The following is an 18126-nucleotide window of genomic DNA, read 5'->3' on the forward strand; positions in this document are numbered from 1 at the left end:
CGAAATGGAGGTCCCCGGATCTGGATTGTGAACGGGTGACTCCGACGACGAGGCGCGGACCATGCCTATGGGGTGGCCGCAGCACCTCTCCGACGCATGCTCATTGTCAACGCTTTGCTCAGACGAGGAGGTTTTGCCGATGAAGATCGCCCAGATCGCCCCGCTCGCGGAATGCTGCCCGCCACGGCTCTATGGCGGCACCGAGCGCATCGTGTCCTATCTCACCGAGGAACTGGTCCGGCAGGGCCACGAGGTGACGCTGTTCGCCAGCGGCGATTCGAAGACCAAAGCCGAGCTGGTGCCGTGCTGCGACATGGCGCTCAGGCTCAATCCGCAGGTCAGGGATCCGCTGCCCTATCACATGATGATGCTGGAGGAGGTACGCCGCCGCGCCGACGAGTTCGACGTGCTGCACTTCCACGTCGACTTCCTGCACTACCCGCTCGCCAGCGGCTTCGCCGACCGCATGGTGACGACGCTGCATGGCCGTCTCGACCTGCCCGACCTCAAGCCCTTCTATTCCGCCTTCCCACACTATCCGCTCGTCTCCATCTCCGACGATCAGCGCCGCCCCATGCCGCCCGTGCATTGGGCCGGCACCGTGCATCACGGCCTGCCCAAGGATGTCCTGCCCTTCACCGCGAACCCGCAAGGTAACTATCTCGCCTTCCTGGGGCGCATCTCGCCGGAGAAGCGGCCCGACCGCGCCATCGAGATCGCCGCCCGCGCCGGCATGACGCTCAAGATCGCCGCCAAGGTGGACAAGGCCGACCAGGCCTATTGGGACGAGGTGATCGGCCCCATGGTGGCACGGCATCCCAATGTCGAGTTCATCGGCGAGATCAATGAGCATCAGAAGGCCGATTTCCTCGGTAATGCCCGCGCGCTGCTCTTCCCGATTGACTGGCCGGAGCCGTTCGGACTGGTCATGATCGAGGCCATGGCCTCCGGCACGCCGGTGATCGCCTTCCGCCACGGCTCGGTGCCGGAGGTGATCGATGATGGCGTCACCGGCTTCATCGTGAGCGACCTCGACGAGGCGGTGGCAGCGGTGCGCTCGGTCGACAAGCTCGACCGAGCCGAGGTACGCGCCACCTTTGAGGAGCGCTTCACCGCCGAGCGGATGGCGTTCGACTATCTCGCCATCTATCGTGATCTTCCTGGCCTGCGCCGCGCCGCCATGCGCATCCCGGCCATGGCAAACGGCGCTGGCAACGGACTGGCCGATAGCATCGAATTGCGGGCCGTCGCCTGAGCGGGAGGTCCTCATGCACGGCACGATCGGTGCGGATGCGGTTGCCCATGCCCCGGCGCCGGGCACGCCGCTGGCGCAGTTCTTCATTCCGGCCGCCGCCTCGCTGCAGGAGCGGCGGCCGCGCACGCTCAAGCACGGCGACACCTTCGCCGTGTTCGACCACAATGGCGATGCGCTCTCCGGGCCGGGCAGCCCGGAGGGCCTCTATCATCGCGACACGCGCTATCTCTCGCATCTCTACCTGACGGTTGCCGGTCAGCGGCCGATGCTGCTGTCCTCGACGCTGCGCGACGACAATGCGACGCTGACCTGCGACCTCACCAATCCCGACCTGTTCGATGCCGAGGGCCGGCTGGTGCTGGAGCATGACCTCCTGCATCTGCGTCGCTCGCGCTTTCTGTGGAACGGCGCCTGCCATGAGCGCATCGCCATCCGCAACTTCGACGACCGGCCGCGGCGGGTACGGATCGATCTCGCCTTCGCCGCAGACTTCGCCGACCTGTTCGAGGTGCGGGGCACGCAGCGGGCGCGGCGCGGCACGCTGCAGGAACCGGAGGTGACGCAGGATCGAGTCAGGCTCGCCTATCTCGGTCTCGACGGACGGCGGCGGGAGACGATGCTGCACTTCGACCCGGCGCCGCAGGAACTGACAGCGGACCGCGCCAGCTTCGTCTTCGACCTCGCCTCGCGCGAGGCACGGATAGTGGTGCTGGAGATTGCCTGCGACGGCGTCGGCGAGGCGCCGGCGCGTCCTGCCTTCCTCCGCGCGCTAAGGGAGGCGCGCCGCGCCCTGCGTTCCTCCGCCTCGCGGGCGACCGCGATCGTCACCTCCAACGAGATCTTCAACGAGGCGGTACGACGCTCGGTCTCCGATCTCTACATGCTGGTCACCGACACGCCGGAGGGGCCATATCCCTATGCCGGCATCCCATGGTTCAGCACGGTGTTCGGGCGGGACGCGCTCATCACGGCGCTCGAGACGCTGTGGCTCGACCCGGCTATCGCGCGCGGCGTGCTGCAACATCTCGCCGCCAACCAGGCGAGCGAGTTCGACCCGGAGGCCGATGCCGAGCCCGGCAAGATCCTGCACGAGGTGCGCCATGGCGAGATGGCGGAACTGAGGGAGGTGCCGTTCCGCCGCTATTACGGTAGCGTCGATTCTACCCCGCTCTTCGTCATGCTGGGCGGCGCCTATCTGGAACGCACCGGCGACATCGTCACGCTGCGCCGGCTCTGGCCGAACATCGAGGCGGCGCTGGGCTGGATGGAGAGCCATGGCGATCGCGACGGCGACGGGTTCATTGAATATGGCCGGCAGACCGAGGAAGGGCTGATCAACCAGGGCTGGAAGGACAGCCATGATTCCGTCTTCCATGCGGACGGCACATTAGCGCGGGGCCCGATCGCCCTTGCCGAGGTGCAGGCCTATGCCTATGGCGCCTGGCGGGCGGCCGCGGATATCGCCCGCGCCCTGCGGCACCCTGAACGTGCGACCGGGTTCGACCGGCGTGCAGAGGCGTTGCGCGCCGCCTTCGATGCGGCCTTCTTCGACGTGGCGCTCGGCACCTATGTGCTGGCGCTTGACGGCGGGAAGCGGCCTTGCCGTGTCAGGAGCTCCAATGCCGGGCATGCACTGTTCACAGGCATCGCCCTGCCGGAGCGGGCAGGCGCCGTGGCGAGCACGCTGATGGGGCCGACGCTATTCTGCGGCTGGGGCGTTCGCACCATCGCCAGCAGCGAGGCGCGCTACAACCCGATAAGCTATCACAACGGCTCGGTCTGGCCGCACGACAATGCGCTGATCGCCGCCGGCCTCGCTCGCTATGGTTTCAAGCAGGAGGCGGCGCGCATCTTCGAAGGGCTGTTCGCCGCCTCGACCTATATCGACCTGCGCCGCCTGCCGGAGCTGTTCTGCGGCTTCGCCCGCCAGCAGACGCGCGGGCCGACCTTCTACCCGGTCGCCTGCATGCCGCAGGCCTGGGCGGCGGCGGCCCCGCTCTACATGCTGCAGGCTTGCCTCGGGCTCGGCTTTGACCCGGAGCAGATGCACATCACCTTCGACGAGCCCGCGCTGCCGGACTTCCTCGGAGAGGTCACGTTGCGCAACCTCAGGCTCGATGATGGAGCTGCCGACGTCGCGCTCCGCCGTTCCGGCTCAAAGGTGGTGGTCGATGTGCTCGACCGGCGCGGCTCCTTGCGGGTGCTCACGACGAGCTGACGCGGCTCAGGCGGGCGCCGCCCCGCTCACTCTTCGCCATCGTCGTCCAACTCCTCAAGAAGGGCGACGAGTTCGGTGACGCGTGCCGACGGATGTTGTCGGCCTTCATTGATCAAGGCCTCGTCGGCCTGGCGCCGGGCCCAGGCCTGCGCCAGTTCCTCGCTCGTGGCTCCGGTCATCAGGATATCGGCAATGATGCTCTCATCGACCGGGCCGAGCACGGCGACGATGTCACTGGCGTTCATGAGGTCCTCCCTGTCGAAACATCTTCGATGAGATTGGCCGGCGAAGGCAGAGTTCTATGCCGGCGTAAGCGGGACGGTCGTCAGGAACTGATCCTCACGCTGACATTGCGAGGACCGTCGCTGCGCCGCACGCTCAATGTTACGCGCGTGCCCGCGGGCGTCAGGCCGATGCGGTTGCGCAGGCTGGCGGCGCTGTGAACCGGGCGGCCGTCGACAGCTGTCACGACATCGCCCGCCGCGAGGCCGGCTCTTTGAGCGGGCGAGCCCGGCTCGACACCGGCGATCACCGCGCCACGGACCTCACCCAGCCCAAACGCTTCGGCGACGTCCGACGTGACATCCTGAACGGCGATACCGACCCGACCGCGATGGACCCTGCCGTCGTGCGCCAGCTGGTTCATCACCGCCAGGGCCATGTTGCTCGGCACGGCGAAGCCGATGCCGACATTGCCTCCCGCCGGGCTCAGTATGGCGGTGTTGATGCCGACCAGCCGCCCGTCCGGTGTCACCAGAGCGCCGCCGGAATTGCCCGGGTTGATCGAGGCGTCGGTCTGGATGAAGTACTCATAGCCGTCATTGCTGATGCCGGTGCGCCCGAGCGCGCTGACGATGCCGGAGGTCACCGTCTGGCCGAGGCCAAGGGATTGCCGATGGCAACCACATAGTCGCCGACCTTCAGCCAGTCCGAATCGCCGCTGGATGAAAACTCCGTGGCAGGTCAGAAGTTTGGGGCTGAGGCCTCAAGGACCGTGCGTATCGTCGCGAGACGAGCCGGCTCCTCGACAATCCGGTTCAGCAATGACTCTGAAAGCGTCGCCCGGTGCTCAATCTTCCCTTCGTAACGAGGTTTGAGGCCCCCACGGAGCTGAGCCGAGTAGGGTTGCTCACGGAAATAGCGGAATACCGTCTTGCCTAGGGCTCGGTTTCGATAGCGGAGCGGATTCACATCAGGTTCGACGAGCCGGTCCTGCCGGCGTTCCTCGAGGAGGTCACCATCCGCAATCTGGTGCTCGACGGAGGTTCGGCGGACGTCACGCTGCGCCGGTCCCGCTCGCAGGTGGTCGTCGACGTGCAGCAGCGCCTAGGGCCGGTCCGCGTGGTGACCACGCCGTGATGGAACCGGCGGCGCCGGAACGCCGCCCGGTCATGGGCCGGGCGGCGGGCCGACGCTGCCTGCCGGGGGTGGAAGCATGAGCAGCTCCGCAAGCTTGACGATTTGCTTCCGCCCCTCGCCGTCGATGATCTCCAGGCTCGAAAGCCCGGTGGCGCCTTCGTCTACAGTCACACTGCGCGGTCGATAGATCAGGTGATCGAGGCCCTCGAGGGCGACGTCGACGATATCGTCTTTGGGATCATAGGTAATACCAAAAATCGGAACCCACTTGGTGGCGACTTGATCCCCCAAGGGCAGTGCGGCGACCTCGATCTGAGCCCGTTTTCCCTGCAACCCCTTAGATACGCGATCGCAGTACGATTGCCATTCGCTCTTGGAGAGTTGTCGGACGGACATGCGGAATCTCCTGTGTGGTTATGGCGAGTGGTGCTCCAGGAGGGTAGGACACGACGTGTCACCTCCGTGCGGAATCCGAAAACGCCGCGCGGTGATTTGTGGGCTGACCACATTGTGCCTGATGCAGATCGGTCGTGAATTGACGACCGTCATTGTCGTGGCCGCCTGAATAGGCGAAGCAATTCATCATGAGGACGGGCTTCGTCTCGCCGATGACCAGGTTTTGCGCTTCCCGGTAGCCTCCTCATATTCAGGGCAAGAATGTAGATCTCTATCGAACCGCGACGGAGTGTTGATTGAGCGAAGATCCCTACAGGGTGCTGGGCGTGAGGAAGGAGGCCAGTCAGGAGGAAATCCAGAAGGCCTACCGCAAGCTGGCAAAGAAGCTGCACCCCGATCTCAATCCCGGCAACAAGCACGCCGAGGAGCAGTTCAAGGCGGCCTCGGCGGCATATGACCTGCTGAGCGATCCCGAAAAGCGCGCGCGCTTCGACCGCGGAGAGATCGACGCCGAGGGCCATGAGCGCCCGCGCCAGCGCTACTACCGGGATTTTGCCGGAGCGGGCGCCGGCGAGCATCCCTACGCCACGGCGGAGGGTTTCTCGGACTTCAGCGACGAGGGTGATCTGTTCTCCAGCATTTTCGGGCGCGGCGGACGCTTTAACCTGAGAATGCGGGGACAGGATGCGCATTACCGCCTCCCGGTGGAATTCCTGGAGGCCGTCAACGGTGCGGTGCGCCGTGTCACCCTCGCCGACGGCGCGACGGTGGACGTGACCGTTCCGCCGGGCGCGCGCGACGGGCAGGTACTGCGGCTCACCGGCAAGGGAAGCGCCGGCGTCGGCGGCGGCCCGCCCGGCGATGCCTTTATCGAGATCACCGTCAAACCCCATCCGATCTTCACCCGTAAGGGGGACGACATCCACCTGGAGCTTCCTATTTCGCTTACCGAAGCCGTCAAGGGGGGCAAGATTTCAGTTCCCACGCCTGGTGGGCCGGTGACGATGAGGGTTCCCAAAGGCTCCAATTCCGGGACCGTTCTGCGCCTGCGCGGCAAGGGCGTCCCGCGGGCAAACGGAACGCGTGGCGATGAATACGTCAGGCTGAAGATCGTTCTGCCGGACAAGCCCGACCCAGAACTGGAGCGGTTCGTACAAGGATGGGCCGCAGGCAAGAGCCACAATCCGCGCCGCGGCATGGGGGAATGGAATGCTCGATTTTGACGAGTTCGTGCTGCGGGTGAGACTCAGTCAGGAGACCGTCGAGGCATGGGTTGTGGAAGGGTGGCTGCGCCCCCGGCGAACCGAGCAGGGACGGGCCTTCTCGGAAATGGACGTCTCACGTGTGCAACTGATCCAAGACCTGCACAACGACTTGGGCGTCAATGAGGAGGGCGTTGCAATCATCCTGGACCTCATCGATCAGATGCATGGTCTGCGCAGGACACTGCGCGAATTGTGTGATGCGATCGGCGTGCAGCCGACCGAGCTGCAGCATCGCATCTTGGCGGGAGTCCGTAGTCGGCGCCCCATTCTGCTGAAGGGGAACGACGAACCGTGACCTGCTTGCCGCCCTGAAGATCGTATTGTCGCATAAGTGCGGAGGGAGTGGGTTGTGAAATTGCTCGAACGGTTGGATATCAACACAGCGCAATGGCATTTGGCGAGCACCTACGAGAAGTTCGAGCAGGTGGTCGTGCTGGCTTTGACTGGGCTGATCATCGTCGTCATCGCTTCTGCTGTCTGGCATTTGGCCGCCAAAGTCTTGTTCAGCCTCATTCTGTCAAGTTTCGACCCGACAGATCCGGCGGTGTTTCAAACCGTCTTCGGAATGATTCTGACCGTTATTATCGCTCTGGAGTTCAAGCATTCGATCTTGATAATGGTTAGGCGTCAGCAGAGCGTTGTACAGGTCCGCGCAGTTGTTCTGATCGCAATGCTGGCGGTGATTCGAAAGTTTATCATCATTGATATTTCGACAACGACAGCAAGCCACGTCTTGGCGTTGGCTGCAGCCATTACTGCCTTAGGCGCCGTTTACTGGCTGGTTCGCGAACAAGACCGCAAGGACCAGATCGACGTTCTCGAAAGTGGCACGCGCGAAGTCCGCGACCGCGCATGATTCACGCGTAGATCGAATATCCAGCGCGAACTTGGCCACGGTCTCAGTGGTTCGTCCCGACTTTTTACAGCGCGCGGGCTGGGTCTGCAGGGCCTTCGGACGAGTAATGGGACCCGCCGGCCGATCCGCGGTGCGTCACTTCGGCCAGACGCCCCTTACAGCTGAACTGACGGTTGTCAGGGCGGCTGTTCCTAGCCTGTGCGAATGGTCGGCCGAAGGCAGTCTGTTAAGGCCGGCTGACGAACGCCGCAGAGGATCGGGATTCATGAGATGGGTCAGGAGCGAGCATGTCGTCGCCACACAACAAAGAGGATGAGGTAGTCGCAGCCGAGGCCGTAGATATCGGAACGTTGCTCGCGGAGAATGCGTCGCTCCAAGATCGCCTGCTGCGTGCGTTGGCTGAAGCTGAGAACGTTCGGCGACGGGCGGATCGTGACATGGAAGAGACGCGCAAATTTGCCGTAGCGGAATTCTCGCGCGAGCTCTTACCGATTCTCGACAATCTGCAGCGCGTTCTCGACGCGAAAAGGCGGACGGAGAACCAGGTGAGTGACGCGTTGGTAGAAGGCGTCACGACAACGTTGCGCCTTTTTCTTCAGACCCTCGAGCGCTTTGGAATCAAGAAGATCGCTGCCCTGGGAGAGCGCTTTGATCCAACCCTGCATGAGGCGCTGATGGAATCTGCGGACCAATCTCACCCGCCAGGAACTGTCATGCAGGTCCTGGAAGAAGGCTTCACTATCCATGGACGCCTTCTGAGACCAGCGAGAGTGGTAGTAGCGAAGCCGATGCGATCTGATGGCTAACATCGCCAACCAGTTGAGGAATGCCCCACGGCAGCCACGTGAGGCTTCGCGAGGGTCATGCAACGAGTGAGCAGCGGGATCGATCTGGAGGTCGTGCAAACAGAGGTCGGGATGGGCCGAGGCTCACCATGCCGCGTCAGAGTTGCTTCGGGTGGTAGTCGCAGAAGAGCCAGCAGCATGACGACACGGGCGCGTTGCCATAATCGCAAGACGCGGAGCGCGGCTGGGAAACGTTGGCGCCGCCTACGCAGCCTTCCTGCTTTCCGGCTCCCTGATCAGCGCGTCGGGATCAGATCCGACTTCCGCTGCCGACACCGGTCGCTCCCAATTCGGAACGCGCAGCGCGGGATTGGACGGACCTTTAACTGGGGCAGTTTGCAGGGTTCTGAGCGCGATGCTCTGCAACGCGAGCCACGGAAATACTGCGGCAACGCTCATATGCGAGACGAATACTATGGAGAGAACCGCCTCTGTGAACATTTTACTAGCCTCTCGTATTATTGGCAAAGGGCCGGAAGGGCTGACCCACGCCACGACCTCATCCTGTTGCGGCTTCTCATTCGCGGTGACCGGAATGATGAAGTCGTCCGTTATCCGCTCTTCGGCCTCGATGCGCTTGACAACGAATCCACGCAACGGCCGGAAAGGCTTCCTCGTCCTCCGGACCACCAAACCATATTGTGCCAAAGCGACGGCGGATGGCCATCCACCGTCCCTTTGGAGCTAGGTACGGCTAAACGAATTTCAAGCGTCACCGTCGAGCGGATCGGAGCAGCGCCGCCTTCACGAGCTGCCCCAAGAAAATCCGCAAGTGGAGCGGGGGGACGAACCCCGCCTGATCTCTTCGCGCGGCGTCAAAGGGCTTCGCCCATAGAGGTGATAAAGTAGCATGCCGTCTGCTTTGCAAGGAGCGGCCATGGTGCTTCTCGTGCTGGCGGGAGGACCCGTGCCGAACTTTAGTGCCGAACCCTTTTGCCGCGGGATCGCCGAGCTTCTCCGAGAGCCGGAATACCTACAAATATGTCTAGACAGGGAGCGGGAGGCGAGCGACCAATTGAAGGCTTCGTGGCCTAAGTTCTCGCCGGCGGATCGCACGCGCTGCCTGCACCTCAGCTCACTGGGGAGCGCTCCTAGCTATGTCGAATTGCTCGCCTGTCTCGAGATTGCACAGGAGATTCGCGAGCGCGAAACACGTGAACGTGGGAACGGTTTCAGTCTGCCTCCTCGACGCAAGGCCGGCATGGCATAGAGCGGTGGTTGACGAGCCCTGAAGGCCCATGTGCTCGGCCAGACGCGAGAGCGTTACGCGTCCGGATCGGGCTCGATCGATTCAAGAATTTCAACAAGCGCGCCGACGCGTCCGGAGGGATGGGGCCGCCCCTCGTTGGTCAGCGCCTCATCGGCGTTGAGCCACGCTCACGCTTCCGCCAGCTCTTCGGACGTCGCTCCCGTCTGGTTGATCTCCGCGATCAAGATCTCGTCGACGGGCCCGAGAATGGCGGTGATTTCCTCCTCGGTCATTGTCTGTCCTCCGTCGTGCCCTTGTCGTGGTGGGCGACGACCGCGCGGCCGAGACGTTGTGATCTCGGCCGCCGGCCATCGCGGTCAAATTGCGTGCTTCAACGATATCCCGCTCGGCTGAGAGCCCAGTCGAGTTCCCGCAGCGACGGCTGGACGAGCACCTGGCCGCCGATCGTCACAGTCGGGCTTCCGATCCGCCCACCCGCCAGCCATTCGAGCTGGTCGCGCGCTTCGGGATGAAGGTCCCAGTCGATGAACCGATAGGGGATGCCGGCCCGGTCCAGATGACGGCGCACCATCATGGTGATGCCGCACCAGCGGCTGCCATAGACGGCCACGTCCGCGACCTGCGGACGGTACGGAAAGGGGGAGTAGGTTGACGCATACATGGTCCAATCTCCTCAAGCCGCCTTAGGGGTTGCCAATTGGTCCAGTGCGCTGAACAACTCGTAGATGTCGGGGACGTGCTGGAGCTTCGGCGAGACCTGCGCGTAGCGGATGATGCCGTTCTCGTCGACGATATAGAGCGCCCTTTCGGAGAAGCCGTCGGCCTCGCGCCAGACCTTGTAGCGGCGCGCGACGTCGCCCTTCGGATTGAAGTCGGCGAGCAGCGGGAAGGTCAGCCCGCGCACGGCCGCCCACGCCCCATGGCTGTAAAGGCTATCGACGGAGATGCCCATCACCTCGGCGCCGCGCTTGCGGAACTCATCGAGCTCGTGCTGATAAAGATCGAGCTGGCGGCTGCACCCCGGACTCCAGTCGAGCGGATAGAAGGCGAGGACGACACGCCGGCCCCGATAGTCGGACAGGCGAATGGTGCGGCCATTCGCGTCGGGAAGCGCGAAGTCGGGCGCGGGTTCTCCGACGGCAAGCGGCGTGTTGACAGCATCGCCCTCCATCGGGGGCGCGTGTTCATGGAGATCGACGATGTCATCAATGGTGGGGCCGGACCGGACCTGCCTCGCATTGCCGGACACCTGGATGCGCCAGAGCTCCTGCACCATGCCATGAAGGACGGACAAAGCCTTCCTTTCGGCACTGTCGGGAAGCTGCGGCGCAAGTGAAGCAAAATCAGCCTCAAGCTGCTCAATTCGGCTCGGCCGGACATTTAAAGGGCCTGCATGGCTGTCCATGGCTAAACCTCCTTCTTCAACCTGTATCCTTTCGTTCCTTTGAGTGATGTGCCGTGAACGCCGGACGACGCCACGAGCAGTGGTGATATAAGGACGGCATTTGAGAGATGCCACTCGTGGTAGCCGGTGCGAACGCTCCCCAAATGAGGGGAAAGTGTTTGCATAAGGAATCACGTCGATGGAGAAACGTCGCGTCGTTTGCCCGAACTGTGACAGTATCAATGCCGTGCCGGTGAATCGGCCGGCCGAGGCGGCAAAGTGTGGCCGATGCCACGCGAAGCTGTTCCAAGGAACGCCGGCTGAAGTTGATGCCGCCCGACTGGAGAGGCACATCGCCAATTCCGACATTCCGGTGGTCGTGGATTTCTGGGCGCCCTGGTGCGGCCCTTGCCGGGCGATGGCGCCGATCTTCGCCCAAGCCGCGAAAACGATTGAGCCGAGAGCTCGGTTCGCGAAGGTGAATGTCGATGAAAATCCTGAGGCGGCGCGCCGATATGGGGTCCAGGGGATCCCGGCTCTTTTGGCCTTTTCGGAAGGCAAGGTGGCAGCCCGGCAAGCCGGCTTGACCGACGCGAACACGCTGCACGGGTGGGTCGAGCGCCTGGGGGTCTGTTCGAATCCAGGCTGATCGGGGGGCTTCGCCTCTTGAACCGCTAAAGCGCTGAACTAAATTAAGAAACGCCGGCTGCCACTCCGGGGCCGGCGGCGATCGGTTGGGCGCCAACGGCGCCCGGCGTTCGCCGTGAAGTCGTGTGTCCATGTTGCTCAAAGGAGAATGTGGCTATGAGCACCGTTTTGGATTTCTCTCCCTTGTTCCGGTCGAGCGTCGGCTTCGACCGAATGTTGAACGCGCTCGAGAATGCGAGGCGCGTTGCGTCCATCGACAATTGGCCGCCCTACGACATCGTCAAGACGGGTGAGGACGAGTACCGCATCACCATGGCGGTGGCCGGTTTCACCGAGGACGAACTGACCATCACGCAGGAGCAGAACATGCTCATTGTGGCGGGCCACAAGTCCGGCGAATCTGAAGAGAACGGGCAATATCTGCATCGCGGTATTGCGGGCCGTGCCTTCCAGCGCCGCTTCGAGCTTGCCGACCATGTGAAGGTCGTCGGCGCCAGCCTTGTCAACGGTCTGCTGACGGTCGAGCTGAAGCGCGAAATTCCCGAGGAAATGAAGCCGCGCCGGATCGCGATCGCGACTGGCGAGACGCTGCCTAGGGTCGAGGCCAGACAGGCCGAGCCCGAGAAGCTCGCCGCCTGAGGCTTTCCGTCAACGCGGTTTCTGCAAGGTGCCGGGCAGCGTGCCCGGCGCCACGGGAAAGCTTTGCCAAACAACGAACAGAAGGAGAAGCAGTATGAGTGTGCGTGATCTGATCCCGTGGGGTCGCTCCAGCAACCAGGCCCCCACTGTGTTTCGCGACGATGATCGCAACCCGTTTCTCTCGTTGCACCGCGAGGTGAATCGGCTCTTCGACGACGTCTTCCGCTCGTTCGACAGCCGCCTGCCGGCCTTCGGCTCGCTGTCGTCGTTCAGCGCGGCCTGGCCGAATGTCGAGATCTCCGAGACCGACAAGGAGATCAAGGTGAACGCGGAAGTGCCCGGCCTGGACGAAAAGGACATCGAGGTTCTGCTCGATGACGGCGTGCTGACGCTGAAGGGCGAGAAGCGTTCGGAAACCGAGGACAAGGACAAGCAGTTCTCGGAACGATTCTATGGCCGCTTCGAGCGCCGCATCCCACTCGGCGTGGAGGTCGAGCAAGACAAGATCGACGCGCGCTTCAAGAACGGCGTGCTGAGCATCGTACTGCCAAAGAGCGCGAAGGCGCAGTCGCAGGTGAAGCGCATAGCGATCAAAAGCTGACAGGCCTGACTGCTGGCGGCGGGCCGACTGGCCGCCGTCAGCAGCATCCTTCGCCAGAATGGGAGGGATAAATGATGGAGAACATCAGACAGACAGAGAATAGCAGATCACCCACAGTGGCGCGGACATGGCCCTTCAACGACAATCGGGTTCAGCCGCTTTCGATGGGGCGCTCGGTTTTCCCGGAGGATGCCGTCGCCCACATCTACAAGCCGCCCCGTTCGGTGATGACTTCGGGAAAGGCGCGGACGAGGGGCTGGAAGTTCCGTTTTGAGCCGCGCCGCGCACCCTTCATCGAGCCGCTGATGGGTTGGACCGGCAGCGATGACACGCTGACTCAGGTCGAGCTCAGCTTTCCGACGCTCGATTCGGCGGTTCGCTACGCTGAACGGCAAGGTCTGAACTATGTCGTGGAGGGCGACGTGCACCGCGCTCCGATAGCAACTCGCGCGGGGCGTATGATGCATTCGTTCTCCGACGCTACCTTGAAGAAGCTCGGCCTGACGCATCTTCAGGGAACTTACGGAAAGGCTCTGGAGGACGCGGCCAACCGAAACGATCCTGTAGGCGCGGAACACTGGGATTCGCCAATGCAGGTTCTGGCTGACGCGACTTTGTCGCCCGACGCCAAGCGATCGATCCTGATGAACTGGGCCTATACGGAGTACCTGATCGATCAGGCGACGAACGAGGGTATGCCGGAAAACGATCGCCCCTCTCGTCTGGACGAGGTGGAGCAGGCCTTGCTGGCGCTTGAACGCGAGGTCGCGGCCGGCGGCGCCCGCCGCACACGAAAGGCGGCGTGAGGTGCGACCATGGACCCGTCCGTCGTCTTTGATTGCGAAAGGGTTCTGCCGAACCGCTTCGCGCTGACCTTGGCAGCGGCCGCGCGTAGCCGGGCGCTCAACAGGGGACATCCTTCGCGGATCGCCCGGCCGGCGGCCAGCACGGTCGACCTCGCGCTGCACGAGATCGCTGCAAACGCCTTCACGGAGGAGGAACTCGCCCCCTTCCTGCCGAGCCAGGACGGCGCGAGGCTGCTTCCGACTCCGGCAGGCCCCGCGCGTCGGGCCGACGCGGCTGCGCCGCTCTCTCTCGAAGCCAGATCTTTTACTGATGATTGTCATCGCGGGACCGCTTGCGGGTGGGGCATGCAGACGCCTGCTGGTGACGCATCCAACCGACAAGAAGGAGGAATGAACAATGGCAAACTCACTGTCTTCCAGTAACCGGACGGCCTTCGATGTCGTCAACATCGTTGCCGGTCTCGGTCTTCTGCTCTCACCTTGGTATCTGGGCTTCACGAACGAAGCCTATGCCTCGTGGAATGCCTGGATTGTAGGTGCTGCCGTCGCCGTGATCGCGGCTGCCGCTCTTTTTGCATTCCATGAAGCTGAAGAGTGGGTCAATCTGGTGGCTGGCCTCTGGGCCGTGCTCGCGCCCTGGGTGCTCGGCTTCTCAGCAGTTACTGTCGCGATGTGGGCGCACGTGATTGCCGGCATCGTGGTGGCTGTAGTGGCCGGCGCTTGCATCTGGTTCGTCCGTGGCCGCCCGCTCTCAACCGCGTGATGTATTTCGGCAGGACCGGCCCGGCCCGAACGCCGGGCCGGTTTGTGTCTTCCGTCTGACCTCAGACGGAAAGGAGGAGGCCAAACCGTCGGGTCAAACGGAGATTTGCTCATGATCAGAAAGGACACCGTCGTCCATCGAGCCATCATCGCTTTCTGGGTGGCGGCTGCAATTGTAGTGGGACTGCCCTCTTACGCTGTCGGGCAGGCGGTTCCGGGCATAGCCGGGCAACTTCCGACGCTCGCGCCTGTGCTTGAACGGGTCACTCCCGCAGTCGTCAACATCTCTGTCATTTCGGAAACGCCGGCGGCGTCCAACCCGCTCTACAACGACCCGTTTTTCCGCCGCTTCTTCGACCTGCCGGACGCGCCGCCGCCTCAGCAGCGCATGAGCGCAGGGTCAGGCGTGATCGTTGATGCGGCGCGAGGCCATGTGCTCACCAATCACCACGTTGTGGCGAACGCACAGGAAATCACGGTCACGCTGAAGGATGGACGGCGCCTGCCTGCCAAGCTTGTCGGCTCTGACCAGGCGACGGATATCGCCTTGCTCAAGGTTGAGAGCCGTAATCTCGTAGCGTTGGAGATCGGCGACTCCGATCATCTCAAGGTCGGTGACTATGTCGTCGCCATCGGCAACCCGTTCGGGCTTGGCCAGACGGTGACCTCCGGTATCGTCAGCGCGCTCGGGCGCAGCGGCATCAACAACGAGGGCTATGAGGATTTCATCCAGACGGATGCGTCGATCAATCCAGGGAATTCGGGGGGTGCACTGGTCACGCTGGACGGCAAGCTCGTCGGCATCAACACAGCGATCCTCAGTCCGGCCGGCGGCAATATCGGCATCGGATTCGCGGTGCCCAGCAATATGGCCGTTACCGTCATGAAGCAGCTGATCGAGCACGGCGAGGTGCGGCGTGGCCGGATCGGCATTGGCATCCAGGACGTCACTCCGGACCTCGCGGAGGCGCTGGGGCTCGGCGACCTGCGGGGTGCCGTGATCGCCAATGTCGAGCCGGGGTCACCGGCCGAGCGCGCCGGTTTGCAGGTTGGCGATGTCGTCACTGCCGTTGACGGACGCGCTGTTCTCGGATCGGCCGACCTGCGCAACCGGATCGGCCTCAAGCCCGCCGGGACCGACGTCAGGCTGACCGTGGCGCGTAGAGACGGCGTGCGCGAGGTCAAGGTCCGGATCGAAGCCGGCGAGCGTAACGCGTCCACTCAGCTGGCCGGAACGGCGTTCGAGGGCGCAAGCTTGCGAAATGCCTCCCGCCAGGAGGCGCGGGAGATCGGATCGGGCGGCGTGATTGTCGATAGCGTAACTCCTGGAAGTCGCGCGGCGCGTGCGGGCCTTCGCCCCGGCGACATGATCCTGGCGATCAATCGAATGCCGGTAACGTCCCTCGATGATATCCGCCGCTGGACCTCCGACCGTCACACCACACTCGCCGTTGAGCTCGCGCGGGGCGGCAGCCGCCTGCTGCTGATCATCAGGTGATCGGAGAGGGCGGCGATGGAAATGGACAAGAAGACTCAATTCAACATCTGGTACTGGATCGCAGCATTCTTCTTCCTGATGGCGTTCCAGTATGTGTTCACGACGGCCACGCAGGTGGCGCAGATTCCCTACAGTCAATTCGAGAGCTATCTGCGAGACGGCAGGATCGCCGAGGTGGCCGTGTCGGACCGCTTCATTCAAGGGCGGTTCAAGGACCCCGTCGAGGGCCGGTCGATGTTCATCACGACGCGGGTCGAGCCGGATTTTGCCCGCGATTTGCAACAGCACGGCGTCGTCGTTAGCGGGCAGATCGAGAGTACCTTCCTGCGTGACCTCCTGTCCTGGGTCGTGCCCGTGGTGCTCTTCGTCGGCATCTGGATGTTCATGCTCAAGAGGATGGGCGGTGGCCTCGGCGGCGGGCTGATGCAGATCGGCAAGTCGAAGGCGAAGGTCTATGTCGAGAAGAATACTGGCGTGAGCTTCGATGATGTCGCCGGCGTCGACGAGGCGAAGGACGAACTGAAGGAGATCGTCGACTTCCTGAAAGACCCACAGGGCTATGGCCGGCTCGGCGGCCGTATGCCCAAGGGCGTGCTCCTCGTGGGTCCGCCCGGCACCGGAAAGACGTTGCTGGCCAAGGCCGTCGCCGGTGAGGCCGGCGTTCCCTTCTTCTCGATCTCAGGGTCGGAGTTCGTCGAAATGTTCGTCGGCGTTGGTGCAGCCCGCGTGCGCGATCTGTTTGAGCAGGCGCGCGCCAAGGCGCCGGCGATTATCTTCATCGACGAACTCGATGCGCTCGGCCGGGCCCGCGGCATCGGGCCGCTCGTGGGCGGCCACGATGAGAAGGAGCAGACGCTCAACCAGCTCCTCGTCGAGCTGGACGGGTTCGATTCGTCGACAGGCCTCGTACTGTTGGCCGCGACCAACCGCCCCGAGATTCTCGATCCGGCCCTGCTGCGAGCCGGCCGCTTTGACCGACAGGTCCTGGTCGACCGGCCCGACAAGACCGGCCGCGTCCAGATCCTGAACGTTCATCTGAAGAAGGCGAAGCTCGGGCCAGAGGTGGATGCGGAGAAAATTGCTGCGCTCACCCCGGGCTTCACGGGCGCCGACCTCGCCAACCTCGTCAACGAGGCGACGCTGCTGGCGACGCGCCGCAAGGCCAACGCCGTGATAATGGAGGACTTCAACAACGCGGTCGAGCGCATCGTGGCGGGGCTCGAAAAGCGCAACCGTCTGCTCAACCCGAAGGAGCGCGAGATCGTCGCCTATCACGAGACGGGCCATGCGCTGGTGGCCATGGCGCTGCCCGGCGTTGATCCGGTCCACAAGGTCTCCATCATCCCGCGCGGCGTCGGCGCGCTCGGCTACACGATCCAGCGGCCGACGGAGGATCGCTTTCTGATGACCCGGGAAGAACTGGAAAACAAGATGGCGGTGTTGCTCGGCGGACGCGCGGCGGAACGGATCATATTCGGGCATCTTTCGACGGGAGCCGCAGACGATCTCGCTAAGGTCACCGATATCGCGCGCGCCATTGTCGCGCGCTACGGCATGACGGACCGGCTCGGCCACGTCGCGCTGGAGAAGGACCGCCGCTCCTTCCTTGCTACGGACCAGCCCTACTACGGGCCGCAGGAGCGTTCCTATTCCGAGGAAACCGCCGCAGCGATCGATGAAGAGGTGAAGCGCATCGTGGACGACACTTTCGAGAGGACCGTCGGACTTCTGCGCGAGCGCAGAGATGCATTGGAGCGGATCGCCCGAAAGCTCCTGGAAAAAGAGACGCTCGATGAGAAGGAGCTCGCTGCGCTGGCCAGGATGAAACCAGTACCAGCGGCCAACGCATGACCGAAGGCCTCTTTACCAGCTTGGGAGACGCACCTGCTGAGTGCGCAGAGGAAGAGCGCCTGCGCGAACTACAAAAGCTGGAGGCGCTGGGCAGACTTGCGGCCGGCATCGCTCATGACTTTAGAAATCTCATCATCGTCGTCCAGGCCGGCCTTCGGCTGATCGGCACAAAGCTGCGGGAGGGAGCGCCAGCGGCCGATGTGGACGCGCTCATCCACGAGATCATGCAGCGTACGCAAAATGCGCAGGCGCTCGCCGGACATCTGTTGGCGTTCTCGCGCAATCAGGCACTGGCGCCAAAGATCGTGAACGTCAACGAACGAATTGCGTCGATAGCATCCATTCTCGGCCGGACGTTAGGCAGGGGCATCGCAATTCGGACCGAGCTGGGCGAGGACGTCGGGATCGCTGAGCTGGATGCCGACCAGCTCGACGTCGCGGTGCTGAATCTCGCAATCAACGGACGGGATGCCATGAATGGTGCGGCACGCTGACGATCGAGACCGGCGTCGTAGCGGACGGGAGCGAGCCCG

At 63.4% G+C, this 18126-nt stretch carries 20 protein-coding genes and 2 pseudogenes; 15 read left to right on the top strand and 7 right to left on the bottom strand.

What is annotated here, in order from left to right; genetic code table 11:
* The first annotated feature begins 139 nt into the window (after positions 1–139).
* The gene (locus V5F63_RS19340; protein ID WP_394100561.1) at positions 140–1255 is read left to right on the top strand and encodes a glycosyltransferase family 4 protein; all 1116 of its coding nucleotides are present in this window, start codon (positions 140–142) and stop codon (positions 1253–1255) included.
* Positions 1256–1268: 13 nt separating this feature from the next.
* Complete coding sequence (locus tag V5F63_RS19345) at positions 1269–3473, top strand: amylo-alpha-1,6-glucosidase (RefSeq protein WP_394100560.1); 2205 nt, start codon at positions 1269–1271, stop codon at positions 3471–3473.
* A 26-nt stretch (positions 3474–3499) separates the two neighbouring features.
* Here the strand turns inward: V5F63_RS19345 and V5F63_RS19350 are convergent, their stop codons facing one another.
* From V5F63_RS19350 to V5F63_RS19360, 3 genes and pseudogenes are all read right to left on the bottom strand, one after another.
* Positions 3500–3718 carry a hypothetical protein gene (locus V5F63_RS19350; protein WP_394100559.1) on the bottom strand — a complete coding sequence of 73 codons (219 nt, stop codon included), beginning with the start codon at positions 3716–3718 and terminating at the stop codon, positions 3500–3502.
* 80 nt (positions 3719–3798) lie between these two features.
* Positions 3799–4412: pseudogene (locus tag V5F63_RS19355) on the bottom strand (PDZ domain-containing protein); the annotation flags it as partial.
* A 450-nt stretch (positions 4413–4862) separates the two neighbouring features.
* Positions 4863–5228: a DUF5335 domain-containing protein gene (locus tag V5F63_RS19360; protein WP_394100558.1), complete on the bottom strand. Its 366-nt coding sequence runs from the start codon at positions 5226–5228 to the stop codon at positions 4863–4865.
* Positions 5229–5524: 296 nt separating this feature from the next.
* Between V5F63_RS19360 and V5F63_RS19365 the strand changes: the two genes are divergently transcribed.
* The 4 genes from V5F63_RS19365 to V5F63_RS19380 all read left to right on the top strand — a co-directional run bounded on the left by V5F63_RS19365 (position 5525) and on the right by V5F63_RS19380 (position 8155).
* Positions 5525–6451 carry a DnaJ C-terminal domain-containing protein gene (locus V5F63_RS19365; protein ID WP_394100557.1) on the top strand — a complete coding sequence of 309 codons (927 nt, stop codon included), beginning with the start codon at positions 5525–5527 and terminating at the stop codon, positions 6449–6451.
* A complete protein-coding gene (locus tag V5F63_RS19370) occupies positions 6438–6788 on the top strand; it encodes a chaperone modulator CbpM (RefSeq protein WP_394100556.1) in 351 nt (116 codons plus the stop codon). The genes V5F63_RS19365 and V5F63_RS19370 overlap by 14 nt, the downstream gene beginning before the upstream one ends.
* Before the next feature lie 54 nt (positions 6789–6842).
* A complete protein-coding gene (locus V5F63_RS19375) occupies positions 6843–7349 on the top strand; it encodes a phosphate-starvation-inducible PsiE family protein (RefSeq protein WP_394100555.1) in 507 nt (168 codons plus the stop codon).
* Positions 7350–7636: 287 nt separating this feature from the next.
* Positions 7637–8155, top strand: coding sequence for a nucleotide exchange factor GrpE (locus V5F63_RS19380; RefSeq protein WP_394100554.1), 519 nt, complete (start codon positions 7637–7639; stop codon positions 8153–8155).
* Positions 8156–8398: 243 nt separating this feature from the next.
* Here V5F63_RS19380 and V5F63_RS19385 read toward each other — a convergent pair whose 3' ends face one another.
* The 4 genes and pseudogenes from V5F63_RS19385 to V5F63_RS19400 form a co-directional block, all read right to left on the bottom strand.
* Positions 8399–8791 (bottom strand): hypothetical protein, encoded by a 393-nt coding sequence (locus tag V5F63_RS19385; RefSeq protein WP_394100553.1) that lies wholly within the window; start codon positions 8789–8791, stop codon positions 8399–8401.
* Positions 8792–9457: 666 nt separating this feature from the next.
* Positions 9458–9676 (bottom strand): annotated as a pseudogene (locus V5F63_RS19390) (hypothetical protein).
* 98 nt (positions 9677–9774) lie between these two features.
* Positions 9775–10065, bottom strand: a complete 291-nt coding sequence (locus tag V5F63_RS19395) for a glutaredoxin family protein (RefSeq protein ID WP_394100552.1) — start codon at positions 10063–10065, stop codon at positions 9775–9777.
* A gap of 12 nt (positions 10066–10077) precedes the next feature.
* Entirely contained in the window at positions 10078–10809 is a 732-nt protein-coding gene (locus tag V5F63_RS19400; RefSeq protein WP_394100551.1) for a peroxiredoxin, read from the bottom strand.
* 178 nt (positions 10810–10987) lie between these two features.
* Between V5F63_RS19400 and trxC the strand changes: the two genes are divergently transcribed.
* The 9 genes from trxC (at position 10988) to V5F63_RS19445 (ending at position 18087) form a co-directional block, all read left to right on the top strand.
* Positions 10988–11437 (top strand): thioredoxin TrxC, encoded by a 450-nt coding sequence (gene trxC, locus V5F63_RS19405; protein WP_394100550.1) that lies wholly within the window; start codon positions 10988–10990, stop codon positions 11435–11437.
* A 155-nt stretch (positions 11438–11592) separates the two neighbouring features.
* Complete coding sequence (locus V5F63_RS19410; protein ID WP_394100549.1) at positions 11593–12075, top strand: Hsp20 family protein; 483 nt, start codon at positions 11593–11595, stop codon at positions 12073–12075.
* 94 nt (positions 12076–12169) lie between these two features.
* Positions 12170–12676, top strand: coding sequence for an Hsp20/alpha crystallin family protein (locus V5F63_RS19415; RefSeq protein WP_394100548.1), 507 nt, complete (start codon positions 12170–12172; stop codon positions 12674–12676).
* Positions 12677–12750: 74 nt separating this feature from the next.
* Positions 12751–13482 carry an ETC complex I subunit gene (locus tag V5F63_RS19420; protein ID WP_394100952.1) on the top strand — a complete coding sequence of 244 codons (732 nt, stop codon included), beginning with the start codon at positions 12751–12753 and terminating at the stop codon, positions 13480–13482.
* Between the two features lie 9 nt (positions 13483–13491).
* Complete coding sequence (locus V5F63_RS19425) at positions 13492–13905, top strand: DNA-directed RNA polymerase subunit omega (protein WP_394100547.1); 414 nt, start codon at positions 13492–13494, stop codon at positions 13903–13905.
* Positions 13880–14245: an SPW repeat protein gene (locus V5F63_RS19430; protein WP_394100546.1), complete on the top strand. Its 366-nt coding sequence runs from the start codon at positions 13880–13882 to the stop codon at positions 14243–14245. Before V5F63_RS19425 ends, V5F63_RS19430 begins: the two co-directional genes overlap by 26 nt.
* Positions 14246–14356: 111 nt before the next feature.
* A complete protein-coding gene (locus tag V5F63_RS19435) occupies positions 14357–15742 on the top strand; it encodes a DegQ family serine endoprotease (protein WP_394100545.1) in 1386 nt (461 codons plus the stop codon).
* 15 nt (positions 15743–15757) lie between these two features.
* The gene (gene ftsH, locus V5F63_RS19440) at positions 15758–17593 is read left to right on the top strand and encodes an ATP-dependent zinc metalloprotease FtsH (RefSeq protein ID WP_394100544.1); all 1836 of its coding nucleotides are present in this window, start codon (positions 15758–15760) and stop codon (positions 17591–17593) included.
* Positions 17590–18087, top strand: coding sequence for a hybrid sensor histidine kinase/response regulator (locus tag V5F63_RS19445; protein ID WP_394100543.1), 498 nt, complete (start codon positions 17590–17592; stop codon positions 18085–18087). Before ftsH ends, V5F63_RS19445 begins: the two co-directional genes overlap by 4 nt.
* The last annotated feature ends 39 nt before the right edge of the window (positions 18088–18126 follow it).

The sequence above is a fragment of the Xanthobacter wiegelii genome (genome assembly GCF_043193855.2).
GTDB lineage: Bacteria > Pseudomonadota > Alphaproteobacteria > Rhizobiales > Xanthobacteraceae > Xanthobacter > Xanthobacter flavus_A.